The following is a 17,918-nucleotide window of genomic DNA, read 5'->3' as shown; positions in this document are numbered from 1 at the left end:
GGACATTTCAGTACAGCACGCACTTGCGACGACGTCCTGAAAACGGGTAGGGCTAGTAGTGCACCAAATGACACGGCCGGCTTTGGAGGCGCCGCACACCGCAGTGCACGTACAGGCATCGGCGGCCATATGCCGAGAACGATGGAGGACATCATGTCACCCCGGCTCGACGCATCGCATACCCAGAGGGCGACGTCGGCATCCGCCCCGGAAGAGACTCAGGACGACCTCGCCCACGATCCGGGCGACGGACTCACCGACCTGCCGGAGATCCCCCCGTACGACGAGGTGGGACCGGTGGACGCCCGGGCGCTGTCCAAGACCCTCTTCGAGCGGCTGGAGTCCCTCGAGGAAGGCACGTACGCATACTCGTACGTCCGTAACACGTTGGTCGAACTCAACCTGGCTCTGGTGAAGTTCGCCGCCTCCCGGTTCCGCTCGCGCAGCGAGCCCATGGAGGACATCATCCAGGTCGGCACGATCGGCCTGATCAAGGCGATCGACCGCTTCGAGCTGAGCCGGGGCGTCGAGTTCCCCACGTTCGCGATGCCCACCATCGTCGGCGAGATCAAGCGTTTCTTCCGCGACACCAGCTGGTCCGTGCGCGTACCGCGCAGGCTTCAGGAGCTCCGGCTCGACCTGGCCAAGGCCGGTGACGAGCTGGCCCAGAAGCTCGACCGCGCTCCCACGGTGGGCGAGCTGGCGGAGCGCCTGGGGCTGACCAAGGACGAGGTCGTCGAGGGCATGGCGGCGTCGAACGCGTACACCGCCTCGTCCCTGGACGCCCAGCCGGAGGAGGACGACTCCGAGGGCGCGCTGGCCGACCGGATCGGCTACGAGGACCACGGACTCGAAGGCATCGAGTACGTCGAGTCCCTGAAGCCGCTGATCGCCGGACTGCCGCCGCGCGACCGGCAGATCCTCTCCCTGCGGTTCGTGGCCAACATGACGCAGTCCGAGATCGGGGACGAGCTGGGCATCTCCCAGATGCACGTCTCCCGGCTGCTGTCCCGCACGCTGGTGCGGCTGCGCAGGGGACTGACGCTGGAGGAGTGAGCGGGCTGGCGCTGCCGGGGCGTCCGTGACGATGACGGAAGTCGGCCGGGTGCGGCAGGAGTTGTGACACTCTTCCCGTACCCGGCCGAACCGCGTCCGGCCTGCCGATCTCTCACCCCCTTACCGCAAGAAACCCCTTCCCTCCGGTTCACCTTCCGTCACTATGGTCACGCGCCAGACTGTTCGGTGTTCCAGAAGCCGACTGGCGGACACGGGGGTGCGAGGAGGCACGAGGATGACTCGGGCTCGGGACGAGCGCCCCGGCGACGACGACAGCCATGAGGACCGGCAGGACACCGGTGCGCCGGGCGCACGCCCCGACGACGGGTCCGAGCACCGGCACGGAGCCGCGTCCGACGCGCGGCTCACCGCGCTGTTGCGCGCCGACTCGCCGGTCGCGTACACGGCCCTGCGCGAGCTGCGTGAGCGCCACCACCCGTCGGTCCTCGCCTACGCCCGGCTGTGTGCCGCGAGCGAGTCGTCGGCCCTGGAGCTGGCGACGCAGGCGTTCACGACCGCCACGCGGGAGACGGCACGCGGCACCGAGGCGTCCGTGCCCTGGCGCCACCAACTGCTGCTGCTGACCGTCAGGGTGGCCGCCACCTGGACCACCGACGAACACGCGACCGGTCTCGCCCCCGCCCTGCGCCCCGTGCTGGCCGCGGCGGGCCCCGAGGGCCCCGTCCCGCCCCTGCTCGCGGCGTTCCGGCTCCTGCCGCCCCGGCCCCAGGGACTCATCTGGTACGGCGTCGTGGAGCAGGAACCCGACGAGCGTACGGCCGTGCTGCTCGGTCTCACCCCCGACGACGTGACGTACAAGCGGGAGTCCGCGCTCCAGGCCCTGCGCCAGGCCTGTCTCCGCGCGCGTCTCGCCGCCTCCGACGACCCCCGTTGCCAGGACTTCCGCCGGCTCATCGAGGAGTCCGTGCGACCGGACTCCCCTCGCCACAGCAGCGATCTGCACGCCCACATGGAGTACTGCGCCTACTGCGCCGGCGCCTACGAGGAGCTGTGCGCCCTGCGCGACAGCCCGCGCACGACGCTGGCGGAGGGGCTGTTGCCCTGGGCCGGTACGGCGTACACGCGGGGCTCGCGCGGCGCGCGGGGCGGGGCGGGCGGACGCGTGGGCGGCCGACCGGGTGATGGTGTGGAGGGCGCGGGCACGGAGGACTTCTCGGGTACGGACCCGGCCCCGGAGACTGAGCAGGAGGCCGGGTGGGCGGGCGGCTCGGCCGGGGCGTCCCGTCCGGGCCGGGCGAGGACGGGGCCGCGGAGCAGGGCGGGCGCCGGAGCGGGAAGGTGGGCCGAGGCCGCCGCCGCGACCGCCGCGGCGGCGGAGGCGTGGGCGGAGTCGGGCCTGGGCGGCGGGCCGGGCAGGGGCGTCCCGTCCGGGCCGGGCGCGGAGGGGGCGGCGGACTCGGGTGCGGCGTCCGGCTCCGGCACGGGGCCAGGGTCGGGCGGCGGCCGGGGCGGCGTCGGCACCGGCATGGACTCCGGTTCCGGATCCCCTTCCGGTTCCGGATCCCCGTCCTCCGGCTCCGACTTCGGCGCCGTCGGCGGGGACCGTCCCGTGGGCGGCGGGCGAGCAGAGCCTTGGGCCGGTGCGCCGGCCGGGGCCGAGACATGGGCGGGGCCCGGGGAGGACAGGGCGTCGGCCGACTCTGCAGGCGGCGCCGGCGCTGGGCCCTACTCGGCGGGCTCGGCCGGGAACAGGGCCGGGGCGGGGACAGCCGCCGGAGCTTGGGCTACGGGGCCCGACGACACGGAGCCCCTGGCCGCGGGCGGGGCCAGGCCGGCCGCCGGGGCCTGGGCGGCGGCGGAGAGCGACGGCGGGGCCGAGGTGCTGACCGGGGCGGCGAGGGCCACGTGGTCGCGGTCCCGCCGCATCGTGCTCACCTCGGTGGCCCTCGGGGTGGCGCTGGCGCCGCTGCTGGCGTTCCTGGTGTTCTCGGGATCGGTCGGCTCGTCGTCGTCCGACGACGCGGCCGGTTCCGGGGGTACGCCCACGGCACCGCCGTCGGGGGCGGTGACCCCCACGGTCCCGCCGAGCCCGACGCCGTCCCCGACCCCCTCGGAGACCGCGAGCCCCTCGGAGACCGCGAGCCCCTCGAAGCCCCCGCGGAAGGAGAAGCCGACGCGGAGCCCGAGTCCGTCCGACACGGGGTCGCCGACGCCGACACCGCCGTACGGAGGGCCGCTGAGCGGTGCCTACACGCAGGTGGTGAACGTCGCCTCAGGGCTGTGCCTGGACATCCGGGGCGAGTTGGCGAAGGGCACCGACGTCGTCACGGCCACCTGTTCCTCGCGCGCCACGCAGCGCTGGCGGCTCGACTCGGCGCGTGCCGCCCTCCAGTCGTTCGCCGATCCCGACCTGTGCCTGGACAGCCGTGGGGCGATCGACGACGGTGTGGGCGTCTGGGAGTGCGACTCGCTCGACGGGGACAGGGGCGACAACCTCCGGTTCGAGGTCGACTCCCGGGGGGCGATCCGCCCGGCGATCGCGGGGCGGTTCGCCGTGACGCCGGACGCGCTCGGTTCCGTCGGCTTCGCCGTGGCATCGGGGCGCGACGGGCAGCGGTGGAAGGCGGGGGCCGGGCCGGCCGACTCCTGAGACCGGCCTGCGAGCCCCCGGCATCCGGGACCGGTCAGACCACGCGGACGCCCCTGCGCCACACGCCCGTGACCAGAGGCACTCCCGGCCGGTAGGCGAGGTGGACATGGCTGGGCGCGTCCAGCAGCGCGAGATCGGCGTACGCGCCCGGCGTGAGCCGGCCGATGTCGTCGCGGCGGAGCGCCCGCGCGCCCCCCGCCGTGGCCGACCAGACCGCCTCGTCCGGTGTCATCCCCATGTCCCGTACCGCTAGGGCGACGCAGAAGGGGACGGACGAGGTGAACGACGATCCCGGGTTGCAGTCCGTGGAGAGGGCGACGGTGACACCCGCGTCGAGGAGGCGGCGGGCGTCGGGCCACTCGGCGCGGGTGGAGAACTCGGCGCCGGGGAGGAGCGTGGCGACCGTGTGGCCGCTCGCGAGGGCGTCCACGTCGGCGTCGGTGAGGTGGGTGCAGTGGTCCGCGCTCGCCGCGTCCAGCTCGACGGCGAGCTGGACACCGGGGCCGTAGGAGAGCTGGTTGGCGTGGATGCGCGGGTGCAGGCCCCTGTCCCTGCCCGCCGTGAGGATCGCGCGGGCCTGGTCGCCGTCGAAGGCGCCCTTCTCGCAGAAGACGTCGATCCAACGGGCGTGCGGGGCGCAGGCGTCGAGCATCTCGCCGGTGACGAGGGCCACGTAGGCGGCGGGGTCCTCGGCGTGGTCGGGGGAGACGATGTGGGCGCCGAGGTACGTCACCTCGTCCGTGTGCCGGGCGGCGATGCGCAGGGCCCGCGCCTCGTCGTGGACGGTCAGGCCGTAGCCCGACTTGGTCTCGAAGGTGGTCGTGCCCTGGCGGAGGGCCTCGCGGAGGTAACGGGTGAGGTTGGCCTCCAGTTCCTCGTCGGTGGCGGCGCGGGTGGCGGCGACGGTCGTGCGGATGCCGCCCGCGCTGTAGGCCCGGCCGGACATGCGGGCGTTGAACTCGGCGGTCCGGTCGCCGGCGAAGAGGAGGTGGGAGTGGGAGTCCACGAAGCCGGGGATCACCGCCCGTCCACCGGCGTCGACCCGATTGTCAGTGGCGGGTGCTTTGCTCTGATCACCGGTCCACGCGATGCGTTCACCGTCGATGACGACGGCCGCGTCCCGGATCAGTCCGAGGGGCGATCCGTCGCCGAGGGAGGGGTCGTTGGTGACCAGGGCAGCGATGTTGGTGATGAGCGTGCTGGCGGTGCTCGCCGAGTGGGCGGGGCTGTCGGTCGTCGGGCTGCTCATGGCGTCCTTGGTTGCCTGGTCGGCGGTCGGTTCGGAATCGGGGTCGGGGGCCGGGCGCGGGGCGGTCCGGGTCATCCGCGCAGTGCTGCGACGGCGTCCGCGAGGGCTCGCGGCACGTCCGGTACGAGCACGTGCGCCCCGTCCCGTACGACGTGCCGACCTCCCACCACCGTGTGCGACACGTCCGCTGCCGACGCGGCGAATACAGCCGTCTCCGCGCCGAGCCGTGGCAGCGGCCCCGCTGTCCTGACCGAGTCGAGCGCGATCGTCGTGAAGTCGGCGAGCGCGCCCGCCTCCAGGGTGCCGGCGTCGTCCCAGCCGATCGCCGCGTGGCCGTCGGCCGAGGCCGCCCGCAGCAGGGCCGCCGCCGTCCAGTGACCGCGCGTACGGGTGCGCAGCCGCTCGTTCAGCTCCATCGCGCGCGCCTCCTCGAGCAGGTCGATGACCGCGTGGCTGTCGGAGCCGAGGGAGAGCGGGGAGCCCGCGCGTTGCAGGGCGACGGCCGGTCCGATGCCGTCCGCGAGGTCCCGTTCGGTGGTGGGGCACATGCAGGTGCCGGTGCCGCTGCCGCCGATGAGGGCGATGTCCTCGTCGGTGAGGTGGGTGTTGTGGACGCCCGTCGTGCGGGGGCCCAGCACACCGTGGTCGGCGAGGAGCTGGGCGGGGGTGCGGCCGTGTGCCGCGTGGCAGGCGTCGTTCTCCGCCGTCTGCTCCGACAGGTGCACGTGCAGCGGGGCCCGCCGCTCCTCGGCCCAGCGCGCCACGATCGCCAACTGCCCGGCCGGCACGGCCCGTACGGAGTGCACGGCCGCACCGATCCGCGCGTGATCCCGGTCCTTGAGAACTGAACAGCGTTCGGCCCAGGCGTCCGCCGTACCGTCGGAGAAGCGGAGCTGGTGCGGGTCGGGTGCCTTGCCGAAGCCGGCGGAGAGGTAGGCCGTGTCGAGGAGGGTGATCCGGATGCCTGCCTCGGCCGCGGCCTCGACCAGGGCCTCGCCCATGGCGTTCGGATCGGCGTAGGGCGTGCCGCCGGGGGCGTGGTGCACGTAGTGGAACTCGCCGACCGCCGTGATCCCGGCCAGCGCCATCTCCGCGTACACGGCCCGCGCGAGGGCGTGGTAGGTGTCCGGGGTCAGCCGGTCCGCCACCCGGTACATGACCTCGCGCCAGGTCCAGAAGGTGCCCGAGCCGACCTGGACGGTGCCGCGCAGGGCCCGGTGGAAGGCGTGGCTGTGGGCGTTGGCGAGGCCGGGCAGGGTGAGGCCGCGCAGGACGACCGCGCCCGGGGGCGGGGTGGGCGTGCCGGTGCGCACGGCACCGACGCGGCCGTCGGTGGTCACCGTGAGGGTCGCGCCCGGCTCGACGTGCGTGCCGAGCCAGGCGTGTTCGAGCCAGTAGGTCGTCTCCGTCACCTGCGGGCCAGCCCTTCCAGTACGTCGGCGAGCGCGGTCACTCCGGCCAGGCAGTCGTCCTCGGCGGCGTGTTCGGCCGGGGAGTGCGAGACGCCCGTCGGGTTGCGCACGAACAGCATGGCGGTCGGGACGGTTCCGGAGAGGATCCCGGCGTCGTGTCCGGCACCGGTTCCGAGGACCGGCACCTTCAGGCCGGCCGTGTCCCGGCCCAGGATGCGGGCGATCTCGTCGCGCAGCGCGTGCTCGAACTCGACGACGGGGGTGAAGGACTCCCGGACGACGTCCAGTTCGATCCCGTGCTCCTGGGCGTAGTCGCGGGCGGCCTCCTCGATGGCGCCGACGACCGTGTCCAGGGTCTGCTGGTCCTCGGCGCGGGAGTCGAGCCAGCCGCGCACGAGGGAGGGGATGGCGTTGACGCCGTTCGGCTCGACGGAGATCTTGCCGAAGGTGGCGACGGCGCCGGCGAGGCGGGCCTCGCGGCGGGCCGCGAGCACGGTCTCCGCGTACGACAGCATGGGGTCCCGGCGGTCCACGAGCCGTGTCGTGCCGGCGTGGTTGGCCTCGCCGCGGAAGTCGAACCGCCAGCGCCCGTGCGGCCAGATCGCGCTGGCGATCCCGACGGCGTCCCCGGAGAGGTCCAGGGCGCGGCCCTGCTCGACGTGGAGTTCGACGAAGGCCCCGATGCGCGCGAGGCGTTCCGGGTCGGCGCCGATGCCCTCGGGGTCGTATCCGGCGGCCTCCATCGCCCGGGGGAGGGTGATCCCGTCCCCGTCGGTGAGCCGTCCCGCCTGCTCGGCGGTCAGCTGCCCGGTGGCCAGCCGTGAGCCGACGCAGGCCAGTCCGAAGCGGGCGCCCTCCTCGTCCCCGAAGTTGACGATGGCGATCGGCTTGTCCAACCGGGCGCCCCGGGCGCGGAGTTCGTCGAGCGCGGCGAAGGAGGAGACGACGCCGAGGGGGCCGTCGAAGGCCCCGCCGTCGGGCACGGAGTCGAGGTGCGACCCGGTGACCACGGCGTCCCCGGCGGCGGGGTCGCCGAGCCAGGCCCACTGGTTGCCGTTCCGGTCGACCTCGTGGTGCAGGCCCCGGTCCCGGGCCTGCTCCTCGAACCAGGCCCGGCAGTCGGCGTCGGCGGTGGTCCAGGCGAAGCGGCGGTAGCCGCCGGAGCCGGGGTGCCGGCCGACGGGCGACAGGTCGCGCCACATCTCGTGGAAGGAGGCACCGCCGGTGACGGGGCGGGGGCCGCGGCCGTGCGGCCCCGCCTCGGGGCTGTTGTCCCGCTCCCCTTCACGCTCCCCTGCGCGCTGGGTCACGCGTCCTCACCCTCGCGCATCGGCACCCGTACGCCCCGGTCGTCGGCGACGGACTCGGCGATGTCGTAGCCCGCGTCGACGTGCCGGATGACGCCCATCCCGGGGTCGTTGGTCAGCACGCGGCGGATCTTCTCGCCGCCCAGCTTCGTGCCGTCGGCGACCGTGACCTGGCCGGCGTGGATGGAGCGGCCCATGCCCACGCCGCCGCCGTGGTGCAGGGAGACCCAGGACGCGCCGGAGGCCACGTTCACCATCGCGTTCAGCAGCGGCCAGTCGGCGATGGCGTCGGAGCCGTCGAGCATGGCCTCGGTCTCGCGGTAGGGGGAGGCGACGGAGCCGCAGTCCAGGTGGTCGCGGCCGATCGCCAGCGGCGCCGCCAGCTCCCCGCTCGCCACCATGTCGTTGAACCGCTCACCGGCCCTGTCCCGCTCGCCGTAGCCGAGCCAGCAGATGCGGGCCGGCAGGCCCTGGAAGTGGACGCGCTCGCCGGCCATGTTGATCCAGCGGTGGAGGGACTCGTTCTCCGGGAAGAGGTCGAGGATCGCCTTGTCGGTCTTGGCGATGTCGGCGGGGTCGCCGGAGAGGGCGGCCCAGCGGAAGGGGCCCTTGCCCTCGCAGAACAGGGGCCGGATGTAGGCGGGGACGAAGCCGGGGAAGGCGAACGCCCGGTCGTAGCCGGCGAGCTGGGCCTCGCCGCGGATGGAGTTGCCGTAGTCGAAGACCTCGGCGCCGGCGTCCTGGAAGCCGACCATCGCCTCGACGTGCCGGGCCATGGACTCGCGGGCGCGGGTGGTGAAACCGGCCGGGTCCTTGGCCGCGTACGAGGCCATGTCGTCGAAGTCGACGCCCACGGGCAGGTAGGCCAGCGGGTCGTGGGCGGAGGTCTGGTCGGTGACGATGTCGACGGGGGCGCCCGAGGCGAGGAGTTGGGGGAGGAGGTCGGCCGCGTTGCCGAGGACGCCGATCGAGAGCGGGCGGCGGGCGTCACGGGCCTCGACGGCCAGCTGGAGGGCGTGGTCGAGCGAGTCGGCCCGCACGTCGAGGTAGCGGTGCTCGATGCGGCGCTCGATGGCGCGGGGGTCGCAGTCGATACAGATCGCGACGCCGTCGTTCATGGTCACCGCGAGGGGCTGGGCGCCGCCCATGCCGCCGAGCCCGGCGGTGAGGGTGATGGTCCCGGCGAGGGTGCCGCCGAACTTCTTGGCGGCGACGGCGGCGAAGGTCTCGTAGGTGCCCTGGAGGATGCCCTGGGTGCCGATGTAGATCCAGGAGCCGGCGGTCATCTGGCCGTACATGGTCAGCCCGAGCTGTTCCAGCCGGCGGAACTCCTCCCAGTTGGCCCAGTCGCCGACGAGGTTGGAGTTGGCGATGAGGACCCGGGGCGCCCACTCGTGGGTCTGCATGACACCGACGGGGCGGCCCGACTGGACCAGCATGGTCTCGTCCTGCTTGAGCGTCCGCAGGGTGCGGACCATGGCGTCGAAGGAGCGCCAGTCGCGGGCGGCCTTGCCCGTGCCGCCGTAGACGACGAGCTTGTCGGGGTGCTCGGCGACCTCGGGGTCGAGGTTGTTCTGCAGCATGCGCAGGGCGGCTTCCTGCTGCCAGCCCAGGGTGCTGAGTTCCGTACCGCGCGGCGCTCGAACGGGGCGGGGTCCTGACACGGTCTGCCTCCAGCTCTATACAGCAACTATTCACATCCTGACTTGCTGAATAGAGCTAGTCAATACAGCGGTAGGGCCAGCGGCGGCGCGCCGTGGGTGTTTGGCTGGACACACTGGGTCCATGGGCTCGGACGACGACACGACAGCGGGGGACGGGATGGGAGACGTGACGAACGGGACCGGCGGGGAGAGGCCCGCCGCCCGGCACGAGGAGGCCGCCGGGGACGGCGAGCCGACGCTGCGGCTGTTCGACACCGACGGCGAGCGGGCCGTGCGGCGGGACGAGGCCGTGCGGGCGGCGGTGGAGCAGGGGCTGCTGTCCCCCGACACCCCGGTCGTCGCGCTCCTCGACGTCACCGGGATCCGGGCCTCGGCAGCGGCCCTGCGGACGGCGTTCGACGCGGTGACGGCGCCCGGGACGCCCGTGCTGCACGCGTTCGCGGTGAAGGCGACGCCGCTGGTGCCCGTGCTGCGGCTGCTGCGCGAGGCGGGGATCGGGGCCGAGGTCGCGAGTGCCGGGGAGCTGGCCCTGGCGCGGGCGGCCGGGGTGCCACCGAGGCACACCGTGCTGGACTCGCCCGCCAAGACCCCGGCCGAGCTGCGGGAGGCGCTGGCGCTGGGCATCGCGGTGAACGCGGACAATCCGCAGGAGCTGGACCGGATCGACGCGCTCGTCCGGTCGGCCACCACCCGCTCCCCCGTCGGCATCCGGGTGAACCCGCAGGTTGGCTCGGGCGCGATCGACGCGCTGTCCACCGCGACGGCCACCTCCAAGTTCGGCGTGGCGCTCCGGGACGAGGGCGCCCGGGAGTGGGTCGTCCAGGCGTATCTGGACCGCCCCTGGCTGAGCCGGCTGCACGCGCACAGCGGGTCCCAGGGGATGCCGCTGTCGCTGATGACCCGGGGGATCACCGAGACGTACGAGCTGGCGGAGGAGATCAACCGGCGGATCGGGCGGCGGCAGATCGACACGATCGACATCGGCGGCGGCCTGCCGGTGAACTTCGCGTCGGAGGCGGCCACCCCGACGTACGAGCAGTACGCGCGGCTGCTCGCGGAGGCGGTGCCGGGCCTGTTCGACGGGCGGTACGGGCTGGTGACCGAGTTCGGCAGGTCGCTGCTCGCGAAGCACGGGACGATCGTCGCCCGCGTCGAGTACACCAAGAGCGCCGGCGGGCGGGCCATCGCGGTCACGCACGCGGGGGTGCAGGTGGCCACGCGGACGGTGTACGTGCCCGGGTCCTGGCCGCTGCGGATCGCCGCGTACGACGCGAAGGGCCGGGCGAAGAACGGGCCGGTGGCGGTGCAGGACGTGGCGGGGCCCGCCTGTTTCGCGGGGGACCTGCTGGCGGAGGGGCGCTCTCTGCCGCTGCTGGAGCCGGGCGACTACGCGGCCGCGCTGGACACCGGCGCGTACTACTTCGCGCACCACTACGCGTACAACTCGCTGCCCCGGCCCGGGATCTACGGGTACGCCCCCGGGGAGGGCCGGACGCGGTTCGCGATGGTGCGGCGGGCGCAGACCGTGGAGCAGATCGTGGCCGAGGCGGGGGGAGCGGAGCGGTCGGGGCTGCTGGGGCTCTGACCGGCGCCGTCCGGCCCGGCACGCGCCCGGCCGGCGCCGTCCGGCCCGGCACGTTCCCGGGGAACCGTGCTGCGGCGACCGCGGCCGCCGACCGCTGCCCTCGGGCGCGGCCGATGGCCCGAACTCCCCGCGCCCGGGATCGCCGAGGGTCGTCCGGGAGTGCCCCAAGGCGCCCGGCCCTGGGTGGCGCACCCTACGTACGCCCCTCGCGCCCCCCCAGAATGAGGAACACCCGGCGCCTCGTCCGCGCCCGGTATGCGGGCCCGCCGCATAGGTGCACCTCAGCGCGCCGGCGTGCCGCCCGGCGCCCAACAGCGGTGAAAAGCAGGCAAGTCGACCTACCTTAGTCACCTCTCCGCATGTTCCGCTGGAAAATGCCAGATCGCTCACTCCCCACGCACACGTTGCGTAGCGTCTGCGTCACTCAGCCGAACCGCAGGCAGGAGGGGAGCCACGGTGCCCGGAATCGACGAGTGTCTGGTGGAGGCCATGAGGCTGCCCGGTGCCCTGGGCGCCGCGGTGGTCGACTGGACCAGCGGGCTGGCACTGGGCACCGTCGGGGAGGCGCCCGGCGGTGACCACGAGACGACCGCGGCGGAGGCCGCGGAGCTGGCGCGGCTGGCGGCGGAACACCGGGCGTTCGCACCGGAGGAGGGCTCGGACTGGTCCGGCGCGGATCTGCCGGTCGAGGACCTGATCGTCAGCAACCGGGACACGTACCACGTGCTGCGGTTCGTGCGGACGACGTTCGACAGCAGTGTGTTCCTGCACCTGTGGCTGACCCGGTCGGACGGCAACCTCGCGCTGGCCCGGATCCGGCTCGGCGAGATGGCGGGACGGCTGGTGCTGGCATGAGCGTGATCACCACACCGGCGCCCCCGCTGCCCGTGCGCGGCGAGCACTTCCGGCAGGCCGTCTCCCCGATGCTGAGTCGGCTCGCCGCCGAGCGGGCCACCGGCGTACTGCTGCGCGAGAGCGGCTCGCTGTACCTGTCCGAGGGGGAGGTGGTGCATGCCGAGAGTCCCCGCTCCCCGGGCCTCGACGTGCTGCTCGCCACCGGCGGCGTGCTGGACCGCGACGGCTGGCGGGAGGCGGTCGACACGGCGGGGGCCGGGCTGCGGGTCGGACGGTTCCTCGTGGACAGCGGCCGGGTCGCGCGGGGTGCGCTCGAACTGTGCCACGCGGGCGCGCTGTTCGACGCGGCGTACTTCGTACTCGGCCCGGGCGGCGCGCCGGCCAGCTTCCGTTACGGGGCCGCGCACTGGCTGGGGCCGATCCGCCCGGTGCCGGTGGCCGCCGTGGCGCGCGAGACCCGGCGCCGCCGCGACCTGCTGCACCGCATCTGGCCCGACGCCGAGACGGACGACGCTCCGCTGACCAGGGCCGCCGACCGGGGCGTGCCCCCGGTCCCGGCCCGCCAGGGAGCCGTGCTCGGCCAGGTGAACGGCCTGCGCACGGCCGCGGAGATCTCCCTCACCCTGGGGCGCCCGGCCTTCCACACCCTGGTGGACGTACGGCGGCTGGCGGCCGCGGGGCTGATATCCGCGACCCGGCACAGTCCGGTGGGAACCCCACCGGCGCCGGCCGGCCCGGAACACCACTCCCGGGCCCCCCACCCCGAGCACTCCCCCGCCCCGCACCCGGGCCACACCGCCCTGCCGGCGGCCCCGGCCCCCCTCGCACCGCCGCCCGGTCCGGGCGCCCTCGCCCCGGCGGCGGCCCCGGCCCCCCTCGCGCCACCGACCGCTCCGGGCCGGCACGCGGCCCCCGGGCCCGCGGCCGCAGGCGGGGTCTCGTCCCTCGTCTCACCCTGGCCCCTCACCACCACAGACCCCGACGTGGCTCTACTGCAAAGGCTCAGGGATGCGCTGGAGGCCCTTTGAGCGGCAGCGGGAGCGTCCCGCCGAGAGGAGACTGCTCATGGCCGCGGAGGCCGAAGTCCTCGACGAACTGCACCGGTTGAGGGCCCGTGTACCCCAGTTGACCGGCGCGCTCGCGGCCAGCGTGGACGGGCTCGTCCTCGCCCACGACACCCCCGGCGTCGAACCGGAGGGCCTCGCGGCACTCACCGCCGCCGCGCTCGGCGTCGCCGTACGGATGACGGACACCGCCGGCCGGGGCGAGCTGCGCGAACTGCTGCTGCGGGGCGACCGCGGCTATGTGGCCACGTACGCGGCGGGATCCTCAGCCGTACTGACGCTGCTGGCCCAGGACCGGGTCAACGTCGGCCGGCTGCACCTGGAGGGCCGCCGGGCCGGCGGCCGGATAGGTGAGCTGATGGACGCCATGCCCCGGCCGGACGACACCGCCGCGACGGAGGCCCGGCCGGCCACCCGGAACCCGGCCCGTGCGGTGGCGAGGACCACGAGCACGGCCACGGCCGCCGCCGCGTCCCCGGCGCCGGCCAAGGCCACGGTCAGGTCGACCATGCCCCGCCGCACCCCCCGTGCCACCCCCTCGCGCACCACCCCCCGAACCACTCCCAACGCACCTACCACCAGTGAAAGCTGAAAGGACACCGCACACCATGGCCAACACCGAGACCACGTTGAAAGAGGCCCTCGCGTCCATCGAGGGCGCGACCGGCGCCGCCCTGGTCGACTACACCAGCGGCATGGCACTGGGCACGATCGGCGGCAGCAAGGGCTTCGACCTCAACGTCGCCGCGGCCGGGAACACCGACGTCGTCCGAGCCAAGCTGCGCACCATGGAACACCTCGGCCTCAAGGGCGAGATCGAGGACATCCTGATCACCCTGTCCGACGCCTACCACCTGATCCGTCTGCTCACCGGGCGCGGCGGCAACGGCCTCTTCCTCTATCTGGTCCTCGACGCCAAGCGGGCCAACCTGGCCATGGCGAGGCACCAGTTGAAGCGGATCGAGGCGGAGCTGGAGGTCTGACCCCACCGACACCGGGCTCCGGCGGCGCACCCCACCCGGGGGGCGCCGCCGAGCACGTTCACCGACGCCGTCCGACCCCAGCACCCGCACCCCCGCACCCCCGTACACCCGTACACCCGTACGAACACCACCTCTCCCGCTCCGCTACCGTGTCCGCCCTGGACCAGGAGAAGAGGACGACGGTGGGCAGAGCGGTACGGGGGACGGCGCTGGCGCAGGTGGCGCTGCTGGCCGGGGTGCTGACGGGGTGTGCGGAGCCGGCGGGGGACGGCGGCGGGAAGCCGTCGGCGAGCGCGGGCAGGCCGACGGAGGAGCGGTCCGGGCCGGGGTCGTCGCAGGACGCCGTCAGGAGCGGAGGCAGCGTGGGCGCGGCCGGGGCCGCCTGTGAGCTGCCGGTCACCTTCGAGACGGCCGAGAAGTGGCGGCCGGAGGCCGTCGAGACCGGGGCGCCCGGCGACGGGAGCGGGTCCGAGGAGGACGAGCTGGCGGCCGAGCTGGCCGAGGGCCTGCTGCACCAGGGCCCGTTCACCGCCGCGTGCGAGATCGACGCCAAGCCGGCAGGGAACATCGGCTTCCTCCGCGTCTGGACCGGCGAGGCCGATGCGAAGGGCGGGGACGCGAAGGCCCTGCTCAAGAAGTTCGTGGCGGCCGAGGGCAATACCAGCGTGGCCGAGTACCGCGCGTTCCGCTCGGAATCGGGTGTCCCCGGCGCCGAGGTGGAGTACCTCTACACCAGCGAGGCCCTGGGCGAGACCAAGAAGGAGCGGGCCTTCCTGACGGTCACCCCGGAGGGAGCCGTCGTCGTCCATCTCGGCGGCCTCGACACCGAGGAGCACGAGGAGATGCTCCCGGCGTACGAGCTGGCCAGGCGGACCCTGAGCACCGGCTGAAGGGTCCCGCGGCCTACCGCCGGCCGCCCCCGGGCGCCGCGTCGCCCGCGCCGATCCCGGTGATCCGGTACGCGTCCACCCGCTTGCCCGCCGGCCCGCCGCCCCGGGCGGACAGCCGGTCCACCGGGACCCAGTGGAGCCGGCCCGCGGCGCGTTCGCGGCGGCCGAGCCAGGCCGCCCTGAGGCGCAGGCCGGCGCCGCCTCCGGCGAGGAGCAGCCCGCCCGCCGCGGGGAGCGCGAGGGACGATCCCAGGGCGAGGGCGAAAGCGAGCAGGAGCCACCAGCGGTGGCCCCGGCGCCAGGCGCGCAGGGTCACGGCACGGTCCTGGAGGACGTCGTGCTTGCCGGCGCGCACGGCCGCGCGCTCCCGCGCGAGGTACCGGCCGCGCCCGGCCCACGCCACCACGCCGGCGGCGAGGAGGAACAGCGCCGCCCCGGCGAGCACCCCGATCCGCCGCCCGGTCAGCCCCGGCGGCACCGCACCGGCCCCCGCCGCGACCACTCCCAGCCACCACCACGGCCCCGCCCCGGCCCGCACCACGACAGCCACCCGGGCCAGCCCCTGCCCTCCGCGCGCCACGCTTCCCCGCCTCCCGTGAACCCGACGTCGTACGACAGCCGCGGGCACGGTATCCGGCGCACGTGAAACGCGTCTGAGAATCGCCGGAATCCCCGACCGGGAGGGCTACTCGACGAACAGGCCCCTGCTCGCCGCCCGCGCGTCGAACTCCTCCAGCCGGGCCTGGGCCTCCGGCAGGTCGTCGCACATGGCCTCCAGGAGCACCCGGCCCAGCAGCATCGGGGCGCAGGCGGTGTCGAAGGCGAGCCCGGTGCCGACGGCGGCGGGCAGCAGCAGGTCGGAGACCTTGGCGACGGGCGCGAAGGCCGAGTCGGCGACGGTGACGACGAAAAGCCCCGCCTCCCTGGCGTACGCCAGGGTCTCGACGACCTCGCGCGGATGGCGGGGCAGCGCGAAGCAGAGCAGCGCGGTCGCCCCCGCCCGTACGGCCGCGTCGATACGGTCGTGCAGCATGCTGCCGCCCTCGTGCAGCAGCCGTACGTCCGGGTGGACCTTGGCGGCGAAGTAGCCGAAGCCGTACGCCTGGGAGGCCGCGGCCCGCAGTCCGAGCACCGGCAGCGGACGGGACGCGGCCAGCAGGCGCCCGGCCCGGGCGACCGGACCCGGGTCGGCGAGCACCTCGGCCAGATGCCGCAGGTTCTCGATCTCGGCCTCGACGGCCTGCTGGTACTCGTTGTACGCGGCCGTGTCCGGGGCCGGCTCGGCGGGCGCGACGTCCCGCAGGTGCCGGCGCAGCGCCGGGTAGCCGTCGAAGCCCAGCGCCACCGCGAAGCGCGTCACGGAGGGCTGGCTGACCCCGGCCAGCTCCGCCAGTTCCACACTGGACAGGAACGGCACGTCAGCCGCCCGCCGCACCATGCTGTGGGCGATGCGCCGCTGCGTGGGCGTCAGCCGGTGGCCCTCGAAGAGGGCCTGCAGTCGCGCGGCGGGACTGTCCGTCACGCCCGTGCCCTTGTCCGCGCTCATCACGCGCTCCCCCTCAGTGGGTCCGCCTGGACGTCCGCCCAGATCTCGGTGAACCGGTCGAGCAGTACGGCCGCCGCGCCGACGTCCGCCGTCAGCGGCCGGTCGGCCGGGTCCGCGTCGAGCACGGTCTCGGCCAGTTCCAGCGCCCGCGCGACGGGCAGTCCGGGATCCGGCCGCAGGTCCCGTTGGCGCAACGCCCGCACCGCGGCGACCAGTTCGCAGCCGACGACGAGCCGGTACGGCCCGCACGCCCGCAGGGTCTGCCGGGCGGCGAGCGAGGCGAAGCTGGCCTGTTCCTCGACGCCCCGGGAGAGTACAGCGTGGCCGAGCGACGCGGGCGCCGAGAAGGCCCGCAGGTCGCCGAGGGCGGCTCCGGCGGCGTACTCCAGGATCATCACGCCCGACGAGGCGGGCTCCTGATCGGCGAGGAAGGGGCGCAGCCGGGTGTAGGCGGGCTCGTTGAGCGAGGAGAGCCGGGAGGTCGACAGCCGGGCGACCTGGGTCACGGCGAGCCGGAAGTGGTCCAGGGCGAGGGCGAGCTGGGCCTGGTAGAAGCCGCCGTGGTGGTAGGCGGCCAGGTCGTCGGGGCAGATCAGCGGGTTCTCCGCGGCCGCGTTGATCTCGATCTCCAGGACGCTCTCCAGGGCGTCGGCCGCGTCCAGGGCGGGCCCGTGGATCTGCGGCAGGCACCGGAAGCCGTACGGGTCCTGGATGCGGCCCAGCGGGGGCGTGGGCCGGTCGGCCGCCCCGATCAGCTCCCGCATGCGCCGGGCCGCTTCGCGCGACCCCCGGTGGGCGCGCGCGACGTGCACGGGCGCCGCGTACGCCTCGTGCGAGCCGTCCACGGCGAGCAGCGACAGGGCGGCCACGACCTGGGTGGCCGCGATCAGCCCCCGCAGCTCGTGGAGCGCGAGCGCGGCCTGTCCGAGCGTGAGCGCGTTGCTGCTGATCAGCGCGAGGGCGTCGTTGTTGTCGAGCGGCTGCGCCTCGGGGGCCCCGGTGCCGGCCGCGCACCGCGCCCCGGCCTCCCCGCCGGCCCCCGGACCATGCCACGGGTGCTCCCCCGCCAGCGCCAGCCCCATCTGGGCCAGCGCCGCGATGTCCCCCGTACCGACGGACCCGAACTCGTTCACCACGGGGTACGCCCCGCTCTCCAGCGCCTCGCAGAGCGCCGTGACCACGCTCGGCCGGAGTCCGGCGCCGCCCGCGAGCAACTGGTTGGCGCGGACGGCGAGCATGGCCCGTACCTGCCGGGCGGGCAGTTCCTCGCCGATGGCCCCCGCGTGGCTGCGCAACAGCCGCAGACCGTGCTCGGCGGCGGCCTCGGTGGGCACGTCCTCGCTGCGGTTGGCGCCGACGCCGGTGGAGCGGCCGTACACGCGTCCGGTCGCCGCGATCTGCCGGGCCGCGTCCCAGGACTCCTCGACCCGCCGCATCGCCTCGCTGCCGGGTACGGGCCGTGCGGTCCCGTCGGCGAGCCGGACGACGTCGGCGACCCCGACGGCGTGCCCGTCGAGGACGACGAGCCCGCCACCCGCGGCCATGGCGACGGCGTCCGACGCGCCGACGATCGGAGAGGACATCATCCGCAGCCTCCAGCCCCGCATGGACACCGGTTGTTCGGACATCCGGTCGTTCAGCCCGGATATTCAGACACCGAGAACTCTGCATGAGGCTATGCAGGCAGGGCAAGGGA

The 17,918-nt window shown here is 74.5% G+C and carries 15 protein-coding genes; 8 read left to right on the top strand and 7 right to left on the bottom strand.

Features of this window, described 5'->3' with window-relative positions; genetic code table 11:
- Positions 1-141: 141 nt before the first annotated feature.
- Both ACFU5F_RS14780 and ACFU5F_RS14775 read left to right on the top strand, forming a co-directional pair.
- Complete coding sequence (locus tag ACFU5F_RS14780; protein ID WP_383886828.1) at positions 142-1,056, top strand: RNA polymerase sigma factor SigF; 915 nt, start codon at positions 142-144, stop codon at positions 1,054-1,056.
- A gap of 235 nt (positions 1,057-1,291) precedes the next feature.
- Positions 1,292-3,667: a ricin-type beta-trefoil lectin domain protein gene (locus ACFU5F_RS14775; RefSeq protein WP_383886826.1), complete on the top strand. Its 2,376-nt coding sequence runs from the start codon at positions 1,292-1,294 to the stop codon at positions 3,665-3,667.
- A gap of 34 nt (positions 3,668-3,701) precedes the next feature.
- Here ACFU5F_RS14775 and hutI read toward each other — a convergent pair whose 3' ends face one another.
- From hutI to hutU, 4 genes are read right to left on the bottom strand one after another with little or no spacing between them, the layout of a single operon-like run.
- Entirely contained in the window at positions 3,702-4,991 is a 1,290-nt protein-coding gene (hutI, locus tag ACFU5F_RS14770) for an imidazolonepropionase (protein ID WP_383886824.1), read from the bottom strand.
- Positions 4,988-6,328, bottom strand: coding sequence for a formimidoylglutamate deiminase (locus ACFU5F_RS14765; RefSeq protein WP_383886822.1), 1,341 nt, complete (start codon positions 6,326-6,328; stop codon positions 4,988-4,990). The genes hutI and ACFU5F_RS14765 overlap by 4 nt, the downstream gene beginning before the upstream one ends.
- On the bottom strand, positions 6,325-7,638 hold the full coding sequence (locus ACFU5F_RS14760) for an allantoate amidohydrolase (protein ID WP_383886820.1): 1,314 nt from the start codon (positions 7,636-7,638) through the stop codon (positions 6,325-6,327). The genes ACFU5F_RS14765 and ACFU5F_RS14760 overlap by 4 nt, the downstream gene beginning before the upstream one ends.
- Complete coding sequence (gene hutU, locus ACFU5F_RS14755; protein ID WP_383886818.1) at positions 7,635-9,299, bottom strand: urocanate hydratase; 1,665 nt, start codon at positions 9,297-9,299, stop codon at positions 7,635-7,637. Before hutU ends, ACFU5F_RS14760 begins: the two co-directional genes overlap by 4 nt.
- Before the next feature lie 121 nt (positions 9,300-9,420).
- Here hutU and ACFU5F_RS14750 point away from each other — a divergent pair, with 121 nt between their 5' ends.
- The 6 genes from ACFU5F_RS14750 to ACFU5F_RS14725 all read left to right on the top strand — a co-directional run bounded on the left by ACFU5F_RS14750 (position 9,421) and on the right by ACFU5F_RS14725 (position 14,676).
- The gene (locus tag ACFU5F_RS14750; RefSeq protein ID WP_383886816.1) at positions 9,421-10,884 is read left to right on the top strand and encodes a diaminopimelate decarboxylase; all 1,464 of its coding nucleotides are present in this window, start codon (positions 9,421-9,423) and stop codon (positions 10,882-10,884) included.
- A 456-nt stretch (positions 10,885-11,340) separates the two neighbouring features.
- Positions 11,341-11,739 carry a hypothetical protein gene (locus ACFU5F_RS14745; protein ID WP_013003076.1) on the top strand — a complete coding sequence of 133 codons (399 nt, stop codon included), beginning with the start codon at positions 11,341-11,343 and terminating at the stop codon, positions 11,737-11,739.
- Complete coding sequence (locus tag ACFU5F_RS14740; protein ID WP_383886814.1) at positions 11,736-12,767, top strand: hypothetical protein; 1,032 nt, start codon at positions 11,736-11,738, stop codon at positions 12,765-12,767. The genes ACFU5F_RS14745 and ACFU5F_RS14740 overlap by 4 nt, the downstream gene beginning before the upstream one ends.
- A 37-nt stretch (positions 12,768-12,804) precedes the next feature.
- On the top strand, positions 12,805-13,395 hold the full coding sequence (locus ACFU5F_RS14735; protein ID WP_383886812.1) for a roadblock/LC7 domain-containing protein: 591 nt from the start codon (positions 12,805-12,807) through the stop codon (positions 13,393-13,395).
- A gap of 16 nt (positions 13,396-13,411) precedes the next feature.
- A complete protein-coding gene (locus ACFU5F_RS14730) occupies positions 13,412-13,786 on the top strand; it encodes a hypothetical protein (RefSeq protein WP_013003073.1) in 375 nt (124 codons plus the stop codon).
- A gap of 182 nt (positions 13,787-13,968) precedes the next feature.
- The gene (locus tag ACFU5F_RS14725; protein WP_383886906.1) at positions 13,969-14,676 is read left to right on the top strand and encodes a lipoprotein; all 708 of its coding nucleotides are present in this window, start codon (positions 13,969-13,971) and stop codon (positions 14,674-14,676) included.
- A gap of 13 nt (positions 14,677-14,689) precedes the next feature.
- On the opposite strand, the gene ACFU5F_RS14720 is transcribed toward ACFU5F_RS14725, so the two are convergent.
- The 3 genes from ACFU5F_RS14720 to ACFU5F_RS14710 form a co-directional block, all read right to left on the bottom strand.
- Entirely contained in the window at positions 14,690-15,256 is a 567-nt protein-coding gene (locus tag ACFU5F_RS14720; protein WP_383886810.1) for a hypothetical protein, read from the bottom strand.
- A 105-nt stretch (positions 15,257-15,361) separates the two neighbouring features.
- Positions 15,362-16,222 (bottom strand): MurR/RpiR family transcriptional regulator, encoded by an 861-nt coding sequence (locus ACFU5F_RS14715; RefSeq protein ID WP_383886808.1) that lies wholly within the window; start codon positions 16,220-16,222, stop codon positions 15,362-15,364.
- A complete protein-coding gene (locus tag ACFU5F_RS14710; protein WP_383886905.1) occupies positions 16,222-17,805 on the bottom strand; it encodes an aromatic amino acid ammonia-lyase in 1,584 nt (527 codons plus the stop codon). Before ACFU5F_RS14710 ends, ACFU5F_RS14715 begins: the two co-directional genes overlap by 1 nt.
- Positions 17,806-17,918 lie beyond the last annotated feature (113 nt).

Source organism: Streptomyces sp. NPDC057438 (assembly GCF_042802995.1).
Classification (GTDB): Bacteria; Actinomycetota; Actinomycetes; order Streptomycetales; family Streptomycetaceae; genus Streptomyces.
Note: the sequence above shows the minus strand (reverse complement) of the source record. Positions and strands in the feature narration are given on the sequence as shown.